General features: G+C 41.4%; 13 protein-coding genes and 1 tRNA gene. 11 read left to right on the top strand and 3 right to left on the bottom strand.

Features of this window, described 5'->3' with window-relative positions; genetic code table 11:
* Nucleotides 1–4: 4 nt before the first annotated feature.
* Nucleotides 5–754: an SMI1/KNR4 family protein gene (locus SNE_RS03280; protein WP_013942907.1), complete on the bottom strand. Its 750-nt coding sequence runs from the start codon at nt 752–754 to the stop codon at nt 5–7.
* A gap of 223 nt (nt 755–977) precedes the next feature.
* Here SNE_RS03280 and SNE_RS03275 point away from each other — a divergent pair, with 223 nt between their 5' ends.
* Together SNE_RS03275 and SNE_RS03265 are read left to right on the top strand one after the other, a co-directional pair.
* Nucleotides 978–2,264 carry an NAD(P)/FAD-dependent oxidoreductase gene (locus SNE_RS03275; protein WP_013942906.1) on the top strand — a complete coding sequence of 429 codons (1,287 nt, stop codon included), beginning with the start codon at nt 978–980 and terminating at the stop codon, nt 2,262–2,264.
* Nucleotides 2,265–2,458: 194 nt separating this feature from the next.
* Nucleotides 2,459–3,217: a hypothetical protein gene (locus SNE_RS03265; protein WP_013942904.1), complete on the top strand. Its 759-nt coding sequence runs from the start codon at nt 2,459–2,461 to the stop codon at nt 3,215–3,217.
* Between the two features lie 11 nt (nt 3,218–3,228).
* Here SNE_RS03265 and SNE_RS03260 read toward each other — a convergent pair whose 3' ends face one another.
* Nucleotides 3,229–3,609, bottom strand: coding sequence for a hypothetical protein (locus SNE_RS03260; protein WP_013942903.1), 381 nt, complete (start codon nt 3,607–3,609; stop codon nt 3,229–3,231).
* 129 nt (nt 3,610–3,738) lie between these two features.
* Between SNE_RS03260 and SNE_RS03255 the strand changes: the two genes are divergently transcribed.
* The 4 genes from SNE_RS03255 to SNE_RS03240 all read left to right on the top strand — a co-directional run bounded on the left by SNE_RS03255 (nt 3,739) and on the right by SNE_RS03240 (nt 9,301).
* A complete protein-coding gene (locus tag SNE_RS03255) occupies nt 3,739–5,214 on the top strand; it encodes a ComEC/Rec2 family competence protein (protein WP_013942902.1) in 1,476 nt (491 codons plus the stop codon).
* 244 nt (nt 5,215–5,458) lie between these two features.
* Nucleotides 5,459–5,535 (top strand) — tRNA-His (locus tag SNE_RS03250).
* An 86-nt stretch (nt 5,536–5,621) separates the two neighbouring features.
* Nucleotides 5,622–7,907, top strand: coding sequence for an FtsK/SpoIIIE family DNA translocase (locus SNE_RS03245; protein WP_013942901.1), 2,286 nt, complete (start codon nt 5,622–5,624; stop codon nt 7,905–7,907).
* Nucleotides 7,908–7,969: 62 nt separating this feature from the next.
* Nucleotides 7,970–9,301 (top strand): response regulator, encoded by a 1,332-nt coding sequence (locus tag SNE_RS03240; RefSeq protein WP_013942900.1) that lies wholly within the window; start codon nt 7,970–7,972, stop codon nt 9,299–9,301.
* 17 nt (nt 9,302–9,318) lie between these two features.
* Here the strand turns inward: SNE_RS03240 and SNE_RS03235 are convergent, their stop codons facing one another.
* Nucleotides 9,319–10,083 (bottom strand): MBL fold metallo-hydrolase, encoded by a 765-nt coding sequence (locus SNE_RS03235; RefSeq protein ID WP_013942899.1) that lies wholly within the window; start codon nt 10,081–10,083, stop codon nt 9,319–9,321.
* 181 nt (nt 10,084–10,264) lie between these two features.
* Between SNE_RS03235 and SNE_RS03230 the strand changes: the two genes are divergently transcribed.
* The 5 genes from SNE_RS03230 (at nt 10,265) to SNE_RS03210 (ending at nt 17,357) form a co-directional block, all read left to right on the top strand.
* A complete protein-coding gene (locus SNE_RS03230) occupies nt 10,265–10,546 on the top strand; it encodes a hypothetical protein (protein WP_013942898.1) in 282 nt (93 codons plus the stop codon).
* A gap of 70 nt (nt 10,547–10,616) precedes the next feature.
* Nucleotides 10,617–12,227 (top strand): hypothetical protein, encoded by a 1,611-nt coding sequence (locus SNE_RS13290; RefSeq protein ID WP_013942897.1) that lies wholly within the window; start codon nt 10,617–10,619, stop codon nt 12,225–12,227.
* Nucleotides 12,228–12,342: 115 nt separating this feature from the next.
* Nucleotides 12,343–13,659, top strand: coding sequence for a hypothetical protein (locus tag SNE_RS03220; RefSeq protein ID WP_013942896.1), 1,317 nt, complete (start codon nt 12,343–12,345; stop codon nt 13,657–13,659).
* A gap of 159 nt (nt 13,660–13,818) precedes the next feature.
* Entirely contained in the window at nt 13,819–15,759 is a 1,941-nt protein-coding gene (locus SNE_RS03215) for a hypothetical protein (RefSeq protein WP_013942895.1), read from the top strand.
* A 221-nt stretch (nt 15,760–15,980) separates the two neighbouring features.
* Entirely contained in the window at nt 15,981–17,357 is a 1,377-nt protein-coding gene (locus SNE_RS03210; protein ID WP_013942894.1) for a hypothetical protein, read from the top strand.
* The last annotated feature ends 33 nt before the right edge of the window (nt 17,358–17,390 follow it).

Here is a 17,390-nt window from a genome sequence, read left to right as displayed (position 1 = left end):
CCTTTTACTCTAAGTAAAAAACCAACCAATCCAAAAAAGTTGGAAAAGCCAGCGTCTCATCCTCTTTCCAGCTCGAGATAGCCCGATCTGATAAGGAACAAAGAACATTTCCTACTTCCCCATCTGGATACCAATCCTTATAAAAACACTGATAAATATCCAGTCCAAATGACCGATAAAAAGGAAGTAGCAGCTCGGGGTCTACACTTTTCTCTCCAAGAAAAAAACCCTCTTGAGCTTGCATAAACCATTTGCGCTCTTCTTCTAAAGATCCCGAAGAGAAAATTCCACTATCCCCTCCTTTAGCAAATCCATTATGGATCCGAAAAAAATTCAAGAAGTCATCAGGAAGAGGATAACTGATCGACCGTTTAAACTTTTCAATTTCTTTTTCAAGTAGTGGCGGACGTCCTAAATATAAACGGTCTTTTAACCGATAGGTAAAAAACGCTTCATAGGGACTATTTTCTCTCTTTTGAGCGAGAAATCCTCCCACCTCTAATACTCCTGCAAAGAAAGTATCTAAAAAATGGTACACATGTGGTTGATAAGGAAGGGCATTAAACCAATAATCTCGAATGAATTCGAGCTTCACCCCAGGATCCAACTTTGAAAGTTCCCACCAACCTTTAGGAAGGTTGGGAGTTTTTTCTTTTGCTTTTTCCCATGAGAGCTCAGGCGCATCTTGAAGAGAAATTGCGTCATGATACCCCCCATCCCCTGTGAAGTAATCGATCACACTCAATCCTTTCAAAAGACCATCCTTTTATCACCACTAATCAACTTTTTTCAAGTTCGAACTCAGAGGATTAACGGTAAATGATATACGAAAAATGGTGTTTTCTTAAAGAAAAAAAACATTCATATGAGATCCTTTACCAAATCAAGCAATTGTATTATAAATGAAAGTAGGAATGGGGAAGGCTGCAGATTTTCTAAGCTGATCCCCTAATATTTTTACTTTAAGGTGCTTACTCATGATTTTCACGAAAGTGGTTGTCGTTGGAGGTGGCTTTGCAGGATTGAACGTCATCCAACCGTTGCGCAAAGCAAACCTTGACATCATGTTAATCGATAAAAAAAACCATCACCTCTTCCAACCTCTTTTGTACCAAGTGGCTAGTGCAGCTCTTTCTCCTGCGGATATTGCAACTCCACTACGAGAGATCTTCAGTATGCAAAAAAACACGACGGTTATCATGGGAACTGTCGAAAAAATCGAAAAAGAGAAAAAGCAAATCGTTTTGGCTAATGGAGATATCGTTTCCTATGACTATCTCGTATTAGCTCCTGGTGCCCGCCACTCCTATTTTGGAAATGATCAGTGGGAACCTCTCGCTCCAGGGCTCAAAACCATCACCGACGCCTTAAAAATCCGTGAAAAAATCCTCGTTTCATTTGAAAAAGCAGAACGGATGGATAGCATTTCTGAAGCAGAAAAATTTCTAAACTTTGTGATCATCGGTGCGGGTCCCACGGGTGTTGAAATGGCGGGAGCCATTGCCGAAATTGCCCATAAAACACTTTTTAAAAACTTCCGACGGATCAATCCCGAAAAATCGAAGATTTATCTCGTCGAAGCTGCCCCAAGAGTCCTCCCTCCTTTTCCAGAAAAACTTTCGATCAAAGCACGTAAAAACTTAGAAGATATGGGAGTGCGAGTTGTGACAGGAGAACTTGTCACTGATGTCACCGAAGAAGGGGTCCAGGTTGGAGACGATTTCATTCCTGCTCGGAATATTATCTGGGCAGCAGGAAACCAAGCAGCTCCTTTTTTAAAAACATTAGATGTTCCTCTCGATCGTCAAGGGCGCGTGATTGTCGAGTCTGACCTGACTGTCCCCGGCTATCCCGAACTTTTCGTCATTGGAGATGCTGCTTGCGCAATGGGGAAAGACAACAAGCCTCTTCCAGCGATTGCACCTACTGCAATTCAACAAGGGCGCTACGTGTCCAAAATCATCAAAAAGCAAATCCCCAAGAAAAAACGGCGTCCATTTCGTTATTTTGACAAGGGAAGTATTGCAACGATTGGAACCAACAAAGCCGTCGGCTATGTGGGGAAAATATTGATGTCGGGATTTTTAGCCTGGCTCACATGGGGATTCATTCACGTTTTTTACTTGGTAAGCTATCGTAGCCGCTTTACAGTAATGCTCAACTGGGTCTTTCACTATATGACTGGACTAAGAGGAGCACGCCTCATCCACAAAGGATTGGATGAAGAAATGATCATCCTCAAGCAAAAGTTAGAAAAAAAATAGACATTCTATTCTTGCGTCAAATTCAAGCTGTGATTAACTTTCTTTTTAACCTGAACTCTGGGTTTATTTTGCTTAGCCTCAAGAGAGAGATTTCTCTTAAATTCTCGGCATTTTTGCAGAGAATTTAAGAAAAATCTCTCTGAGAATGAGTGAAAGAAACCAAGAGCTCGGGTTTTAGTTGTTGAGAGAGTTTCATGCACATAGTCTTAGTTTGTATATTTTTTCCCTTATCTCTATTTGCAACGCTGCATTTTAATTCAAATGAATTGCTTCAAGACGGCGATTACAAATCTCTCTATGAGCATGCATCAACATCACTTGAATTGGAAGCAGTCCCAGAACGTAAAATCGAAGCCCTTTTTAATCGAACGCTCAGCCAAATCTTTTTAGATGATTTTGATGGAGCATTCCAAGACCTAAGTGGGATAGAAGAAATCGCTTCTCAGGTTCCTGTTTCGACATTTACATCGAGTAGTTTTCGCCAGGTGTTTACCGAATACGCGTGGTTTCGTTTAGGAATGGCTGCTGCTCAAAAAAATAAACAAGATATGTTCCGCTGTTTAGAAGTTCTAAAGATCATTGACGATTCTTTTCCAACAATTATGACGGAAGATCATACCATCCAAATCATCCCTAAATGTCAATTTCAAAAGATCTCTTCTTTTGTAGACATGCTTCTTGGACTAAACGTAATTTCCAATCGAGATCAAGTCACTTGCGAAAATCAAACGATTCGCATTTCCTATCCCGATTCATTTTTTGCTTTAAAGCCATCACACTATCTCAATAAGATTGAAATCGCTGCAGCTAGAAGCTTTTGTCTATCCCATTGGGCTGATGTTTCGTGGGAATTTATTGGAAAGTGCCTTAACTCCTCTTGCATTTGGACCTATTTCAGCTTTGGAGATTGGCATTATGAATTGCTCAAAAAGATTGAAAAAAGTGGGGGATAACCCCCACATCATTATCTACTGCGTTGGAATTCATTAGTTGGATTTAAGATATACCAAAATGCAACAGCCCCTGCTGACTGTCTTGCAAGTTGCTGCCATGTCACATTGCGTCCAACAATTAAGAAAATCGGAGTGATCGATGCGCATGTTGTAAAAAAGGCCGCAGCATAAATTAAAGCCCGTTGCGTCTCAGGCTGCAGTTCCTTAAGAGTGTCAACTTGTGTAAAAAGGTACCTTGTGGCGCCTAATACTGTGTAAAAAACACCTTGCTGAGCGACTAAAGATGGAAAATTAAAATCATTATGTCCCGCATAAAAAAGGGTTTGAAAAGCTGTCCAAGCAAATCCTCTGCGAAAGGTGTCTTCAAAAATATATTTCCCTGAAACTGTCATAATATTATTCCTCACGACGTTTAAATCGGGCAAAGTATACACGAATCATTCGTTGAATTCAAACAAAGAGTAAAATATGCTCAAACACCTTCAAAAATTAGATTTTCGGCTGCGCCAAAACGCCGTAAGATGAAATTTAAAGTTTTAACTAGCATTAGTTTGGCAACCCGCTATTTTTTAAGCCGGTATCCTGCCCTTAAACTTGCACTCTTTTTTTTAATTGGGATTAGCGCTTTTTTCCATCTGAGTCTCTTATTATTAGGAGCGCTCTTTTTCCTTATGGAGAAAAAATTTTTAACACTTGTTGTCATCACTTCAGGTTATTTATATGTTGTGCTACTCACCCCTTTTTCCCACTTTGCCGAGCCTATTCAAGGCAACGCTCTTTTTCATATTGAGCAAATCAAGCACCATCCCTCTCCTTTTAAACCGTTGCTTGTTTATGAAGGAACTCTTCGCAGCTTTCATGGAGAAAATGAGACTTTCTACCGACTTCCGTGCCGCCTCTACCTTCCCCTTATGAAAAATCGCCCTCTTGCTTCACACGATTACTTTCTTCAAAACGTGTCGCTCATGGAAACTTCTCCATATTGCTACGTCGTTAAAACATCAAACAAAACATCTTGGAATCCTCTACAAGACGCAAAAAGTCAAGCTGAGTGGCGTTTTCAAATAAAAGAAAAGGTACGCGATTGGGTCAAAAAAACCTTTTCCGAGCAACCCGTCCAACATCTGATTTCGGGATTGCTCACTGGCCAAAATGAAAGCCGCCTTCAAACCTTTCAATTTGGACAAATGGGGCTGCAGCACTTACTCGCGATCTCAGGATTTCATTTTGCCATCTTAACTTTTTTTCTCGGCTTTTTACTGCGCCCGATTTTGCCGCGCAAAGGAATGGCCCTTGTTCTCATTTGCCTTCTTTCTGCCTACTTTTACTACATGGGCGAGGCTCCTTCCATTAGCCGCGCATGGATTGGAGTCATCGTCTTTTTAGGCGGAATGCTGTTTCAGCGAAAAAGTGAGCCGCTCAATGCTCTTGGTATTGGCTTACTTACTGCTTTGGTCTGCAAACCCCTTATCATCCTAGACGTTGGATTTCAGCTCAGCTTTACAGCGACATTTGGAATTCTCGTTTTTTATGCTCCAATACAGGGCAAGTTGCAGCAAATTTTCCCTAAGAGACCTTTCCAAGTCATCAAACAATTCCCCATTCTCGATCAATGGGGAGCTCTCATCTCAGTCTATTTGAGAAAAGTCCTCGCACTCAATGGTGCTGTTCTCATTTTTACCCTCCCACTTGTACTTTTCCATTTTCACCGTTTTTCCCTCATAAGTCTCGTTTACAATCTTTTTTTTCCTCTTCTTTTCACCCTTTTGATCGGACTCCTTTTGCTCAGCTTGCTCTTGCCATTTCTCTTACCAGTCCTGGCAAATTACGCAAGCTTATTGCTTAAACTTGTCGCCTTTGCCCCAAAAAGGTTGATGTTTTGGTTTCGCCTTCCCGAATTTCCTCTTGAGCTTGCTGCGATAATCTTTATTGGACTTTTCTTCTGGGGAGCTTACCTTAAATGGTCAAGCTCAGTTATCAAAGAATGGAACTATTAACCTGAACTCTGGGTTTCTTTCACTCATTCTCAGGGATTTTTCTCTTTCTTCTCAGCCTTTTTGCCTCGAAAAGGACCGTTTGCCCTTCACATCGGCAAAAATACCGAGAATTTAAGAGAACTCTCTTTTCTGAGACTAAGCAAAATAAACCCAGAGTTCAGGTTATTAAGGAGAGTTTAGGTTATTAACCGAAAAAATTGACCAAAAACGGTACAATCAGCCAAAATAGCTTCTCTACTCGGTGGCGATCGTAGCTCAGCTGGTTAGAGCGCCGGATTGTGGTTCCGGAGGTCGCGGGTTCGAAACCCGTCGTTCGCCCCATTTATACTCAAACCACTTCAAAAGTTGGAGTATACATTCCAATTTATTTCTGATACTTTGCAAATTGGAATAGATAGAGAATCCAAATGTCTGACAAGCCAAAAATCAAAGCTCACCCTGAAATCAAGGGTCTTTTGACCCTTACTCTCACTCTTTTTCTTTTTCTTTCTGTTCTCAGTTTTACCCATGAGGTCCCAAGCGCCAATTGGCTCGGTCTTGTTGGTTACTATGTCGCTTTGAGTCTGCTCTATACTTTTGGTCTTGGAACTTACCTTATTATGGGATATTTAGGCTGGATCGGATGGCGCTTTCTCACAACAGATCAAAAACCAAAGCTTAAGGTAAAAACTCTCTATTTTTCACTCCTCCTCCTTTCAGTCTGTTTACTCCTCAATCTTATTGCAGAAACAAGCAGTGTCCCCTTTCCCTTTTTGCAAAAAAGGATTTTTTCTGAAATTTACGTGAATGGTTACCCTGCGCCCCATCGGATTGTACGTTTCAATTTAGGCGGAGTTCCTCTTTACTATCTTTATCATGACCTGCCCACTTTCAACCTCGAACATCTACTGAGCAACATCGGGGTCTTTATCACCTTTTCTATCACTGGCCTCTTTTCTCTCATTTTACTCACAAACACTCGGGTAATTCCTCTCTTTAAAAAGCTCCTCCACTTTTTAAAAGAAGCGCAAGTACTACTCGTCAAAGTGATCAAAGATATAAAGCCTTCACGTAAAATCCCCGTTCTAGTCGCCCCTGAGCCAATCTTTGAGCAGCCCATGCAAACCCTCCCTCCCATGGAAACACTTGAAGAAGATCTTCCCGAATTTGAAGAAGAGGATGACCCTTCAGTCAAAGTGACAACCCTCCTCGATCGCAAACCCAATGGAAATCAGGGCAAACCGACGAAACATAACTCCTATGAAGGAGAATACAAACGGTACCGCCTTCCCCCTATCAATCTTTTAACCAATAGCAAAAAAGTTGATCAACCAACCCTCAAACGAGACCTGACAAAACAAGCTGGGATCTTAGAAGAGACCTTGCAAAGTTTCGGCATCGAAGCAAAAGTCGGTGAAATCAACTGCGGTCCAACAATCACTTCATTTGAAGTGCATCCTCCCATTGGAGTCAAAGTTCAAAAAATCAAAGTACTTGAAAACGACATCGCCCTCAACTTGCAAGCAAAATCGATCCGCATCATCGCTCCCATTCCTGGAAAAGCCGCTGTGGGTGTCGAAATCCCTTCCCCCTATCCGCAAGAAGTCAGCTTCAAAGAAATGCTCGGAGAGTACATCAAAGGGAAAAAACAACACATTCCAGTTTTGCTTGGACAAACCGTAACAGGCGACAACATTGTGACCGATTTAACGAAGATGCCTCACTGTATTATTGCAGGAGCCACCGGATCTGGTAAATCTGTTTGCATCAACAGTATCGTCATGTCGATTCTGATGACAGCTCGTCCCGATGAAGTCCGCCTCCTTCTTGTCGATCCGAAAAAAGTTGAACTCAGTTCTTACACGAACCTTCCTCATATGATTGCTCCCGTTATCACGGAAGCACATGGCGCCTATGCAGCATTAAATTGGCTCGTCAAAGAGATGCAACATCGTTATGAAATTCTCAAACATTTAGGTCTACGCAATATCCATTCATTCAATTGCCGTCGCCCTCGCTTCGAAATAGAACAAAACGCCCCGTTTGAAATCCCACGAAAAATGCCTTTCTTCGTTGCAATCATCGACGAATTTGCCGATTTGATGATGGCCTCAAGTTCCGATTTGGAAACCCCCATTGCACGCATAGCTCAAATGGCTCGAGCAGTAGGTATTCACCTCATTTTAGCAACTCAACGTCCTTCACGCGAGGTGATTACCGGCCTTATCAAAGCAAACTTCCCCACTCGCATTTCATTCAAAGTCGCAAGCCGTGTCAACAGCCAAATCATTCTCGATGAAAATGGAGCCGAATCTCTTCTCGGAAATGGAGACCTTCTCTTCTTGCCTCCAGGAACATCGAATCTGATACGAGCACAAGGTGTTTTCATTCGTGATGAAGACATCAATCGAGTGATTGAGTACATCGAAAAACAAGCTCACACCCAATATCTGATCAAATCTTTCGATCAGATGGCTCCAGAAGATATGATGGGAGAGGGAGAAGAACCCAAAGACGACATGTATGATCAGGCTTATGTCATTGTCACTCAGACAGGTACTGCCTCAACAACCTTTCTTCAAAGAAAGCTCAAAATCGGGTATGCCCGCGCCGCTTCTCTCATGGATGAGCTCGAGTCTCGAGGAGTCATTGGTCCCCAAGAAGGGAGTCGCCCACGCCGTGTCTTGCAAGGCACTTCAAAAAAAGATGTATAAACATTCCCCAACATTTGCTACAGATAAAGTAGGAATAAAGTTAATCCAGATGCGCTCTCGCCATGAAGGAAAAAAAACGGATTCTCATCGCCGATCCCTCAACAGCTTTGCTCGACGCAGTCGTCACGGCCAGCGCAGCAAAAGCTTATGAAATTGTAGTCGTCAGAACAGGGCCTGCTTGCATCAAAAAGCTAAAAGATTTTGAGCCCGATCTTGTGATCATTGATCTGATGATTCCGCATATTCATGGTATTGAAATCCTTAAAACCATTAAAACCAATTCACGCTTGATCTCGACAGGAGTGATCATCACCTCTTATCATGTGATGATCCAAAACTACCATGCTGCAATCGAAGGAGGAGCCGACTACTTTCTCGTCAAACCATTTGAGATTTCTCAACTCTTCCAACTTATCGAGCGGTACTTCAAAGGAGGCTTAAAGCCCGAACCTTTCACAATGAAATCGGGCTCCATCATCGAGCAAAATCACTGCTATCACCCGATACCCTCAACCTTAACTTCTTATCTCCGTTTTTGGGGCACACGAGGGTCAAACCCCGTCTCGGGGCCACAATATGTTCGCTATGGTGGAAACACTTCGTGTTTAGAAATCCGTCACAACCAAGAGCTCATCATCATCGATGCAGGCTCGGGGATCCGTGAACTTGGAGACATGATCGACGTGCAAGACCATCATACTATCCACCTTTTCATTTCGCACACACATTGGGACCATATCACAGGATTTCCCTTCTTTAGCCCTCTCTACAAGAAAAGCTGCAACGTCGTTGTCTGGGCCCCTGTTGGATTTGAAAAGAGCACTAAAGAACTCTTCACAAACATGCTTGCTTACGCCTACTTTCCTGTGCGACTCGATGAAATGAAAGCCCAAGTCACCTTCAAAGAACTGCGCGATGATAAGCCCGTCTCTATTGGAGACGTGGTCATCGACTCCCACTTCACAAACCATCCGGGACCAACCGTTGGGTTTAAAATCAGAGTTCCTGGGAAAACAGTCGGTTACATCACAGACAATGAAGTTCTCCTTGGCTACCACGGTCATCCCAACTGCATCCATCAAAAGCATCCCCTTCTCGAGCCTCACCTTGACTTAATCGAATTTCTCAAAGACTGCGACATGATCGTCCATGAAGCTCAATACTTTCCGCAAGAGTATTACCGAAAAACAGGTTGGGGGCACTCCTCCATTTCCAATGCCACTGTCTTACTTAAATACACCGGATGTAAAGAGTGGATTATCACCCATCACGATCCTAACCACAAAGATTCTGATCTTCAAACCAAAGCGCAACTTCACAGCGACATTATCAAAGAGTGTAACTTAAATATTCATGTTGAGATCGCTTACGACGGTCTTATGCTCCCTCTTTAACCTATACTCAAACCACTTCAAAAGAGAATTTTCTGACTGATTTTTTCTTGATATGCAATCGAGAGTCCCACTTCTTCATCTAAATGCTCGCGCACTTTCTTCAGCGCCACCTCGGGATTGTTACACTCCTCAGATAAGTGAGCTAGATAGACATGTTTCAGTCCTGGATGTTTGATTTCCTTGAGAAGCTCTGCGCACATTTCATTTGATAAATGCCCTTGCCTACCCAAAACACGCTGTTTGTAGATAGGCGGTCTCGGACAAGCGTAAACCATTGAGGGTTCATGATTTGCCTCAATATACAAATAGTCACAATCCCGCAAATGCGCCGTTACAAGTGTTGTCACATATCCTAAATCGGTACAAATCCCCACCTTTATTCCCCTAAACTGAAAGGTAAACGCCACCGGATCAAGTGTGTCGTGCTGTACACTAAAAGGATGAATTTGCACATCTCCAAACTCAAACGACTCCCCTGTCGAAAAGATCTTAAAACGGGGCATCATTTTCATGTTGCTTAGGATCGCTTTTGCCGTTTCACTATTGGCAAAGACAGGAATTTTATGTGAGCGACATAGTTTTTCAAGTCCCCGAATATGATCAGAATGTTCATGACTGATCAAAACCGCATCGATCTCTTCAATAGAAACTTCAATTTCTCTAAGTCGCTCTTCCAATGTACGGTAACTAATACCAACATCGATCAAAAGCTTGGTTTGATCTGTTCCAAGATAAAGAGCATTACCTTTTGAGCCGGATGCGAGGGGACAAAAACCTTTCATGCCAGAATTTTTTAGCACACACCTCGAATCCTTTTCAAACAATTTCTACTCTCAAAAGCTTATGATACAATTTCTAGCGTTAAAAAATTATTTACCAATCCATTTATTGATTTGACAATATTAATTATATCTTTTTATACGTAAAAAATCGTTTAATAACCTGACTGTTGGGTTTATTTTTATGGAAGCCAGAAAAGAGCTTCTTGCAGAAATTGACAAGACCATCGATCAACTGATCGAAAACGGAGAAACTCTTAAGCGGATCTCTTCAGATCCCCAGTATAATATGGAAGCAGCAGCTCTTGAGAAAACCCAAGAGAGTCTTCTTGCTCATCTCATGCACCTCGAGTCCTACCTTCAAGAAAAAGGAGAGACCTCTCCAAAACTCACTCCTTCTATCAAAAAAATCCTCTCTCCTCCTCGTGTACGGCATACAAAGTTAAAAAAATTTCTCACTCATTAAGAATATCTTCTCTTAAAAGCTTTCTTTCTTTATTATTCTACGAAAAAAAAGTCATTTTGAGGGAAAAAAGATGGAAAATTCTCCTATTAGTAGTCATTTAACAAATTATTTACCCCCGTTAAAGGAACTGACCTTCCGTACAGTCGCCTATGGGGCAACTTCATTATTACTCGGTAGAGTCGATCCTGTCGTATTATTCATTTCAACTTTTAACGCAGTAACAGTCTCGTTTGCTGCACAATTTTCGAAAAAAGAGGACAAGGATCTTAAAAAGGGAATCATCGCATTGGTTTCTTTAGCTGCTTCTACTTTTATTGCTGTGAAAGCCGCTCCTGCTCTAGTTGGCCGAGCAACTCTTGCTTTTGCGCAAGATATTGCCTGGAAGCTTTTTCTCTTCAACACTATTGGAGAAACTGCTTTATTTTCACTTCCCTATTTCGCAAAGTGGGACGCTCCAAAACTACCCGAAACTGTCGACGATCTGGATAAACTGACTGAAAAAAACTTTCTCTATATGCGCAATCACTTTGCAGGCTATGCAGCCATGTCTACTGAAGTCTTTCTCCACTTTACTGATAAGCTTCTAAAATTAGAAAAACCTGATCTTTTCCCTAATCCCCCCGAAACAGCTCAAGACATCCAAAATTTAGATGCTTTTTCTATCCGTTTGATGCATGCACATCCAGATTACATGAATCTAAAAAACGCCAAGATTGAAATCACATCCCCTCTTTGGGAAGCACTCTATCTCCGTTTCATCGACGAAGGACTTACTCTTCCGCTCGATGACTTCGACAAACACACTTCAAAAACCCTTCTTCACATTCGTGATAACTTTGAAAAGTACACTTCAATGGATTCTAAAACTTTTGGATCGTTTGTTAAAAAGCTTGAGACTCTCGGTCAAGAAGACATTTTTCCAAAACCTCCAAAATCAGTTGAAGAGATTGAGCAATTAGATCCCTTTGCCGTTCGTTACGCACATGCCTTCCCAGACGAAATGAACACTGAAATCAGCGCAATGAAATCTGGTACCAAACCTCTTTGGGAAGCCCTTCATACACGTTTCTTTGAACAAGGCCTTTCTCTTCCCCGTGGAGACACCATCGAAAATGTAAGGAAAGAGAACAAAGGTTATTATCACATTAAGATTGATCCTTTGCCATCCCTCGAACAGGTCCAAGGCTTTTCAATTAACAAACTCTCATGGCTCTATTGTCAAATTGGAGTAAAATTTGAGGTTTTTGCAACCTATTCGATCAATGATCAGATCGCGCTCAATAAAATCTTTGACGAGAAATTTAAGTCAACTTGGCATTACAGCCCAACAATGGCCAACATTGCCGACCTTTCTGATGAAAGCGCAAAAGAGCTCGATGCATATTATTCACAAATAATAGCAAAAGAAAATCACCGATTCCTTTGCTTACCAATGGATGTAAAAAACGCATTAAACGAGCGCCTTACAAAATTAACTCTGCGATTAGCCTCTTTTGGAACCACTTATAAGATTCCTGATATTGAAGACTTCAAAAAACCCCAAGTTGCGACAACTTGGCACGAATATTTCACGAATAATCCAGCAGAATGGGCAAAAGTTGACAAAGCGCGGCAAGAAGCGTTCAATAAGCTATTTAAAGGAAAAAATTTAGCTGAAATTGCTATCACTCACAAAGACTAATTTTTAAGGGGCGCTTCTAGCGCTCTTTCTTGAAAATGAAGCTTTTCACAAACTCTTCTTTCTTATATAATTTTTGCCAATCATAACAAAAAATTTACAAAAGGTTTGAGATATTATGGATTCTGTAAAAACAGACAGCTCAGCTGCAAAAAGTTCTTTTACAAATTATTTCCCACCTATCAAAGACGTTGCAACCCGCGCGGCGGCATATGGTGCAACATCCTTATTGTTGGGGAGAGTCGATCCTGTCGCTTTATCAATTTCAACTTTGAATGCAGTGACCGTCTCGTTTGCTTCACAATTCTCGAAAGAAGATGACAAGGCCCTTAAAAAGGCAATCATCGCAGTAATTTCTTTATTTGCAACCACTTTTATTGCTGTAAAAGTCTCTCCTGCTTTAGTTGGTCGCGTTGCATTTGCTTTTACACAAGATGTTGCTCTGAAACTTGCTTGTTTCAATGCTTTGGGTGAAGCTGTTTTATTCTCCCTTCCCTACCTCGCAAAGTGGAATGCTCCAAAGCTTCCAGAATCTGTTGAAGAACTCGAAAAGCTTACCGAAAAAAACTTTCTTTACATGCGCAACCACTTCGAAGACTATGCAGCCATGTCCGCAGATGTCTTTACAGCATTTGTCACAAAGCTCGAAGAGATGAAAAAAGAGGATATTTTGCCAAAACCTCCAAAAAGCCTAGAAGAGATCCAGCAATTAGACGTCTTTTCCGTCCATTTTGCACATGCTTTCCCAGACAAAATGAACACTGAAATCAGCGCAATGAAATCTGATACTAAACCTCTTTGGGAAGCTCTTCATACACGTTTCTTTGAACAAGACCTTTCTCTTCCCCGTGGAGACACCATCGAAAATGTAATTAAAGTGAACAAAGGTTATTACCACATCAAGATTGACCCTTTGCCATCCCTCGAACAGGTCCAAGGCTTTTCAATTAACAAACTCTCATGGCTCTATTGTCAAATTGGAGTAAAATTTGAGGTTTTTGCGACCTATTCGATCAATGATCAGATCGCGCTCAATAAAATCTTTGACGAGAAATTTAAGTCAACTTGGCATTACAGCCCAACAATGGCCAATATTGCCGACCTTTCTGATGAAAGCGCAAAAGAGCTCCATGCATATTATGATAAAATTATAAAAACAGCAAATAGCCGATTCATTTGCTTACCAATGGATGTAAAAAACGCATTAAACGAGCGCTTTACAAAATTAACTCCGCCATTAGCCTCTTTTGGAACCACTTATAAGATTCCTGATATTGAAGACTTCAAAAAACCCCAAGTTGCGACAACTTGGCACAAATATTTCACCAATAACCCAGAAGAATGGGCAAAAGTTGACAAAGCGCGGCAAGAAGCGTTCAACAACCTATTTAAAGGAAAAAAATTAGCTGAAATTGCTATCACTCACAAAGACTAATTTTTAAGGGGCGCTTCTAGCGCCCCATCTCTCTATTCAAACAACGTCAAAACGGGGTTTTCGACATTGTTTAAGTAGAAAAAGAAACTTCCCCCAAATCTCTTCGTTCTATATAATTCCCCCAATCAAAACAAAAAATTTACAAGAGGTTTGAGGTTTATGGATTCTACAAAACCAAGTAGCTCAGCTCAAAAAAATTCATTTACAAATTACTTCCCACCTATCAAAGACGTTGCAACCCGCGCAGCGGCATACAGTGCAAGTTCTTTATTAATGGGTAGAATCAATCCTGTCGCGCTAGTTATTTCAACTTTTAACGCAGCGACAGTCTCATTCGCCTCACAGTTCGTCCAAGAAGAAGAGAATCACCTTAAAAAAATGATCATCGGTGTGGTTTCTTTAGCTGCAGCTACCTTGATTGTCGCGCAAGCAGCTCCAGCTCTTGCAATGCATGCTGATCTAGCCCTCACACAAGACTTTGTCTACAAACTCGGTCTTTTCAATGTCTTTGGCGAAGCCATTTTATTTTTAGTCCCCTACATTGCCAGCTGGGACGCCCCTAAGCTTCCTGCATCTCCTAAAGAGCTTAAAGATCTCACTGAAAAAAACCTTCTCCACATGCGTAACCACTTTGAGAACTTCAAAAAAATGACACCTGAAGTCTTTGCAGCATTTGTTGAAAAGCTTCAAGATTTAAAACAAGAAGATCTTCTTCCTAAGCCACCAAAAACTTTGGAAGATATCAAAAAATTAGATGCTTTTGGTGTTCGCTATGCGTATGAATATTTAGATGATCATATGGAAGATGAAATCGTTTCGCTCGATGAAGAAGCCCCCCTTTGGGAGGCCCTTTACACCCGTTTCATTGAGGAAGGACTTCCTCTCCCAGTTGATGATTTCGATAGACATAGCAAAAAAACCCTTCTCCACATCCGTGACAACTTTGAAAACTACAAAATGAATACTTCTGTTTTCAATGAGTTCGCCAATCGTCTTGCCAAATTACAACAAGAGGATCTATTTCCAAAGCCACCAAAAGCTGTAGAGGACATCCAAAAACTAGACGCTTTTTCTGTCCGCTGTGTCTATGAGGACAGTGACAGCACAATGCTCTCTGAAATCACCAGAATAAAAAAATCAGAAGACCAAGCCCCACTTTGGGATGCCCTTTACACCCGCTTTTTCGAGCAAAAGCTTCCGCTTAGAGTAGACGATGTTGAAAATCTCACTGAAAAAATGCTCCGTCATATCCATGCCAATTTTCAAGACTTTACAGCAATGGATCATGCTGCCTTTGAAGAACTTGTCGACGAGCTAGAAAATCTAGACAAGGCTCTTGCACCAAAAGCTCCAGCAACAATTGAAGACATCCAGAAACTAGACGCTTATGCCCTTCGCTATGCAAATGTCTTCCCAGACTCTATGACCGCAAAATTCGGAAAGACTCCAGAAAATAACCCCCTTTATGAAGCCCTTCATTTATGTTTCTTTCAGCACGACCTCCCTCTTCCCAATAGAGACACCATCGCAAATATCAATGCAGAGAAGCGACCTTATTACCGCATCAAGATAGATCCAAAGCCATCTATTGAGGATATTGAAGCTTTTTCAGCCAATCAACTGAGCTGGCTCTACTGTCATTTTGCGACTGATGGCGACTTCAAAGCATATTCCCTGGAGGAACAAGTCAAGATCAACGCCCTTTTCTTAAAAAAGTTTAATCGGTACTTTTATTACGTCCCTACAAGTACCGAAGAGATCAAGACACTTTCAGACAGCGCTGCAAAATCACTTTTTGACCATTTTTCAGGTGATCCAGACAATATCCATCAGTTTATTCGTTATTTCACAATGGCTGAAAAAGAGGCCTTTAACGAACGTTTCAAAACCGTAGAAGGATATAAAGACGCTCTTCATACCATCTACACACCGTTAAAACTAGTGGATATCCAAAAACTCAAAGATGGTTCAAATTGGTATACGTATTTCAGAAAAAACCCTGAGCAGTGGGCAAAACTAGATAGACCATGCCAAGAAGCATTTAATCATGTGTTTACAACGGGCACATACAAATATACACCGATTGCTATCACTTATTAAAACTAAATCATTAGGGGCGCTTTTTGCGCCCCATCCTTTTTTAGCAGTTACATCGCCATATCATCTCTAAATATTTGATCTCAAGCTCTTATTTTTAAAGGATTAACGGAAAATCTTCACCTCTCTTGAATTAAAATTTTTTATTTGATTCCCATTAATTGCACGGTCTTTTATAATCCTTCACATTGTTTAAACTTTTTCTTAAATTTAAGGATTGAGATATGGCAAAACCAATTCAGGGAAACCAATCATACCTAGAAACATTATTCGATGTAGCTTCGCACACACTTGTTGGTGCTGGAGCTGGTGCTCTTGCTTCAAAAGCATTCTACCCTCTTCAAATGAAAGAAGGTGCGATTTTCGGAGCAGCTCTTAACACATTCGCAGCTGGCGTACAACAACTCGTTAAGCTCGCTGGATTTGAAGAATCTTTTGCTAGCAAAACAATCGTTTCTGCAGCAACTTTAGGTGCAGCGTTCTTCGCATTATCGCAGCCTAGCGCAGCTACTCTTCTTGGACGTGTAGGCCTTGACTTCGCAAAAGACGCAATCATGAAATCCTGCGCAGCAAGTTTCCTTGCTGAGCTCGTTCTTGGCGTTGTGAAAGCATACGTCACTAGCGCTCCAACTGCAGAAAGCAAAGTTGCAGCTTTCACAGCTGAAGAAGTAAAAGAGATCTACGCAAAGTGGACTGAAAAAACAACTAAAAAAGGCGAAGAAGAGCCAGAAATCCCAGCAGAACTACATGAAGCATTCTTTGCTCGTTTCGAGAAAGATGGCCTTTACACAGAAACTGCTAAAGGACTTAAAAACTCTAAAGACGTCGTTGACGCACGTTCTGATGTTATCGTCTTCATCTTCAAAGCAGCTCCAGAAGGAATGGCTTTGAATGATGCAGGTCAAAAAGCTCTAGAGAAGCGTATCGGTGAGTTGAAGCTTGCTGAAAAGCCTGCTAAAAAAGAAGATGTTGACAGCCTAGATCCTGCTGTTGTCAGATACGCTTTTGAGCACTACACTGTTTACACAGCTGGTATGGACAAAGACGTTAAAGTAGCTCTTGATGCAAAAATCATCGAACTACATGCTAAGAAGCCAGAAAAAGAAGAAGAAGCTGGAAAAATGACTCCTGCTCAACTTACTTTCGTCTATGCTAACTTCGCTTCTTACACAGACAAAATGGATGCTAAAATCGTTGAAGCTCTTGAAAAAGCTATCCTCGCTGCTGGAGTGATCAAAGCTACAAAGCCAGCTGACAAAGACGCTCCTGCAAAACTTGGCAAGCTAGAACTTCAAGCTTTACATGCTCAGCATGAAGCGATCTTCGGCAAAGCTCCTAAACTCACGGATGCTGACGTTATTACAGCTCTTAACGTCGAGTACAAAAAAGCTGGTCTTGCAGAGCAAGTCGTTCCAAAGAAGATAGATCCTAAAACACCTGAGAAGTCTACAACAGACAAAGTCATTGGCTTTGGAAAGTCAATTTTGGGTTCAGTTGTAAGTCATCCTATACAATATGGTCTTGCAGCATTAGGATACGGAGTAGTATACGGTGCTGAGACTTACTTTGGTGTGGACGTTCCTTACATTCCAGGTATCTAATATTAGATTTTTATCATCTAATTGGTAAAAAGA

The sequence above is a fragment of the Simkania negevensis Z genome, assembly GCF_000237205.1.
Classification (GTDB): domain Bacteria; phylum Chlamydiota; class Chlamydiia; order Chlamydiales; family Simkaniaceae; genus Simkania; species Simkania negevensis.
The sequence above is the reverse complement of the archived record's forward strand: the minus strand, read 5'-3'. Positions and strand labels throughout refer to the sequence as shown.

Bases quoted from the DNA above. Each gene is read 5' to 3' on its own strand.
- SNE_RS03255 (WP_013942902.1), top strand. From the start codon at position 3,739: ATGAAATTTAAAGTTTTAACTAGCATTAGTTTGGCAACCCGCTATTTT.
- SNE_RS13290 (WP_013942897.1), top strand. From the start codon at position 10,617: ATGGAAAATTCTCCTATTAGTAGTCATTTAACAAATTATTTACCCCCG.
- SNE_RS03215 (WP_013942895.1), top strand. From the start codon at position 13,819: ATGGATTCTACAAAACCAAGTAGCTCAGCTCAAAAAAATTCATTTACA.
- SNE_RS03230 (WP_013942898.1), top strand. From the start codon at position 10,265: ATGGAAGCCAGAAAAGAGCTTCTTGCAGAAATTGACAAGACCATCGAT.
- SNE_RS03240 (WP_013942900.1), top strand. From the start codon at position 7,970: ATGAAGGAAAAAAAACGGATTCTCATCGCCGATCCCTCAACAGCTTTG.
- SNE_RS03265 (WP_013942904.1), top strand. From the start codon at position 2,459: ATGCACATAGTCTTAGTTTGTATATTTTTTCCCTTATCTCTATTTGCA.
- SNE_RS03235 (WP_013942899.1), bottom strand. From the start codon at position 10,083: ATGAAAGGTTTTTGTCCCCTCGCATCCGGCTCAAAAGGTAATGCTCTT.
- SNE_RS03245 (WP_013942901.1), top strand. From the start codon at position 5,622: ATGTCTGACAAGCCAAAAATCAAAGCTCACCCTGAAATCAAGGGTCTT.
- SNE_RS03210 (WP_013942894.1), top strand. From the start codon at position 15,981: ATGGCAAAACCAATTCAGGGAAACCAATCATACCTAGAAACATTATTC.
- SNE_RS03260 (WP_013942903.1), bottom strand. From the start codon at position 3,609: ATGACAGTTTCAGGGAAATATATTTTTGAAGACACCTTTCGCAGAGGA.
- SNE_RS03220 (WP_013942896.1), top strand. From the start codon at position 12,343: ATGGATTCTGTAAAAACAGACAGCTCAGCTGCAAAAAGTTCTTTTACA.
- SNE_RS03275 (WP_013942906.1), top strand. From the start codon at position 978: ATGATTTTCACGAAAGTGGTTGTCGTTGGAGGTGGCTTTGCAGGATTG.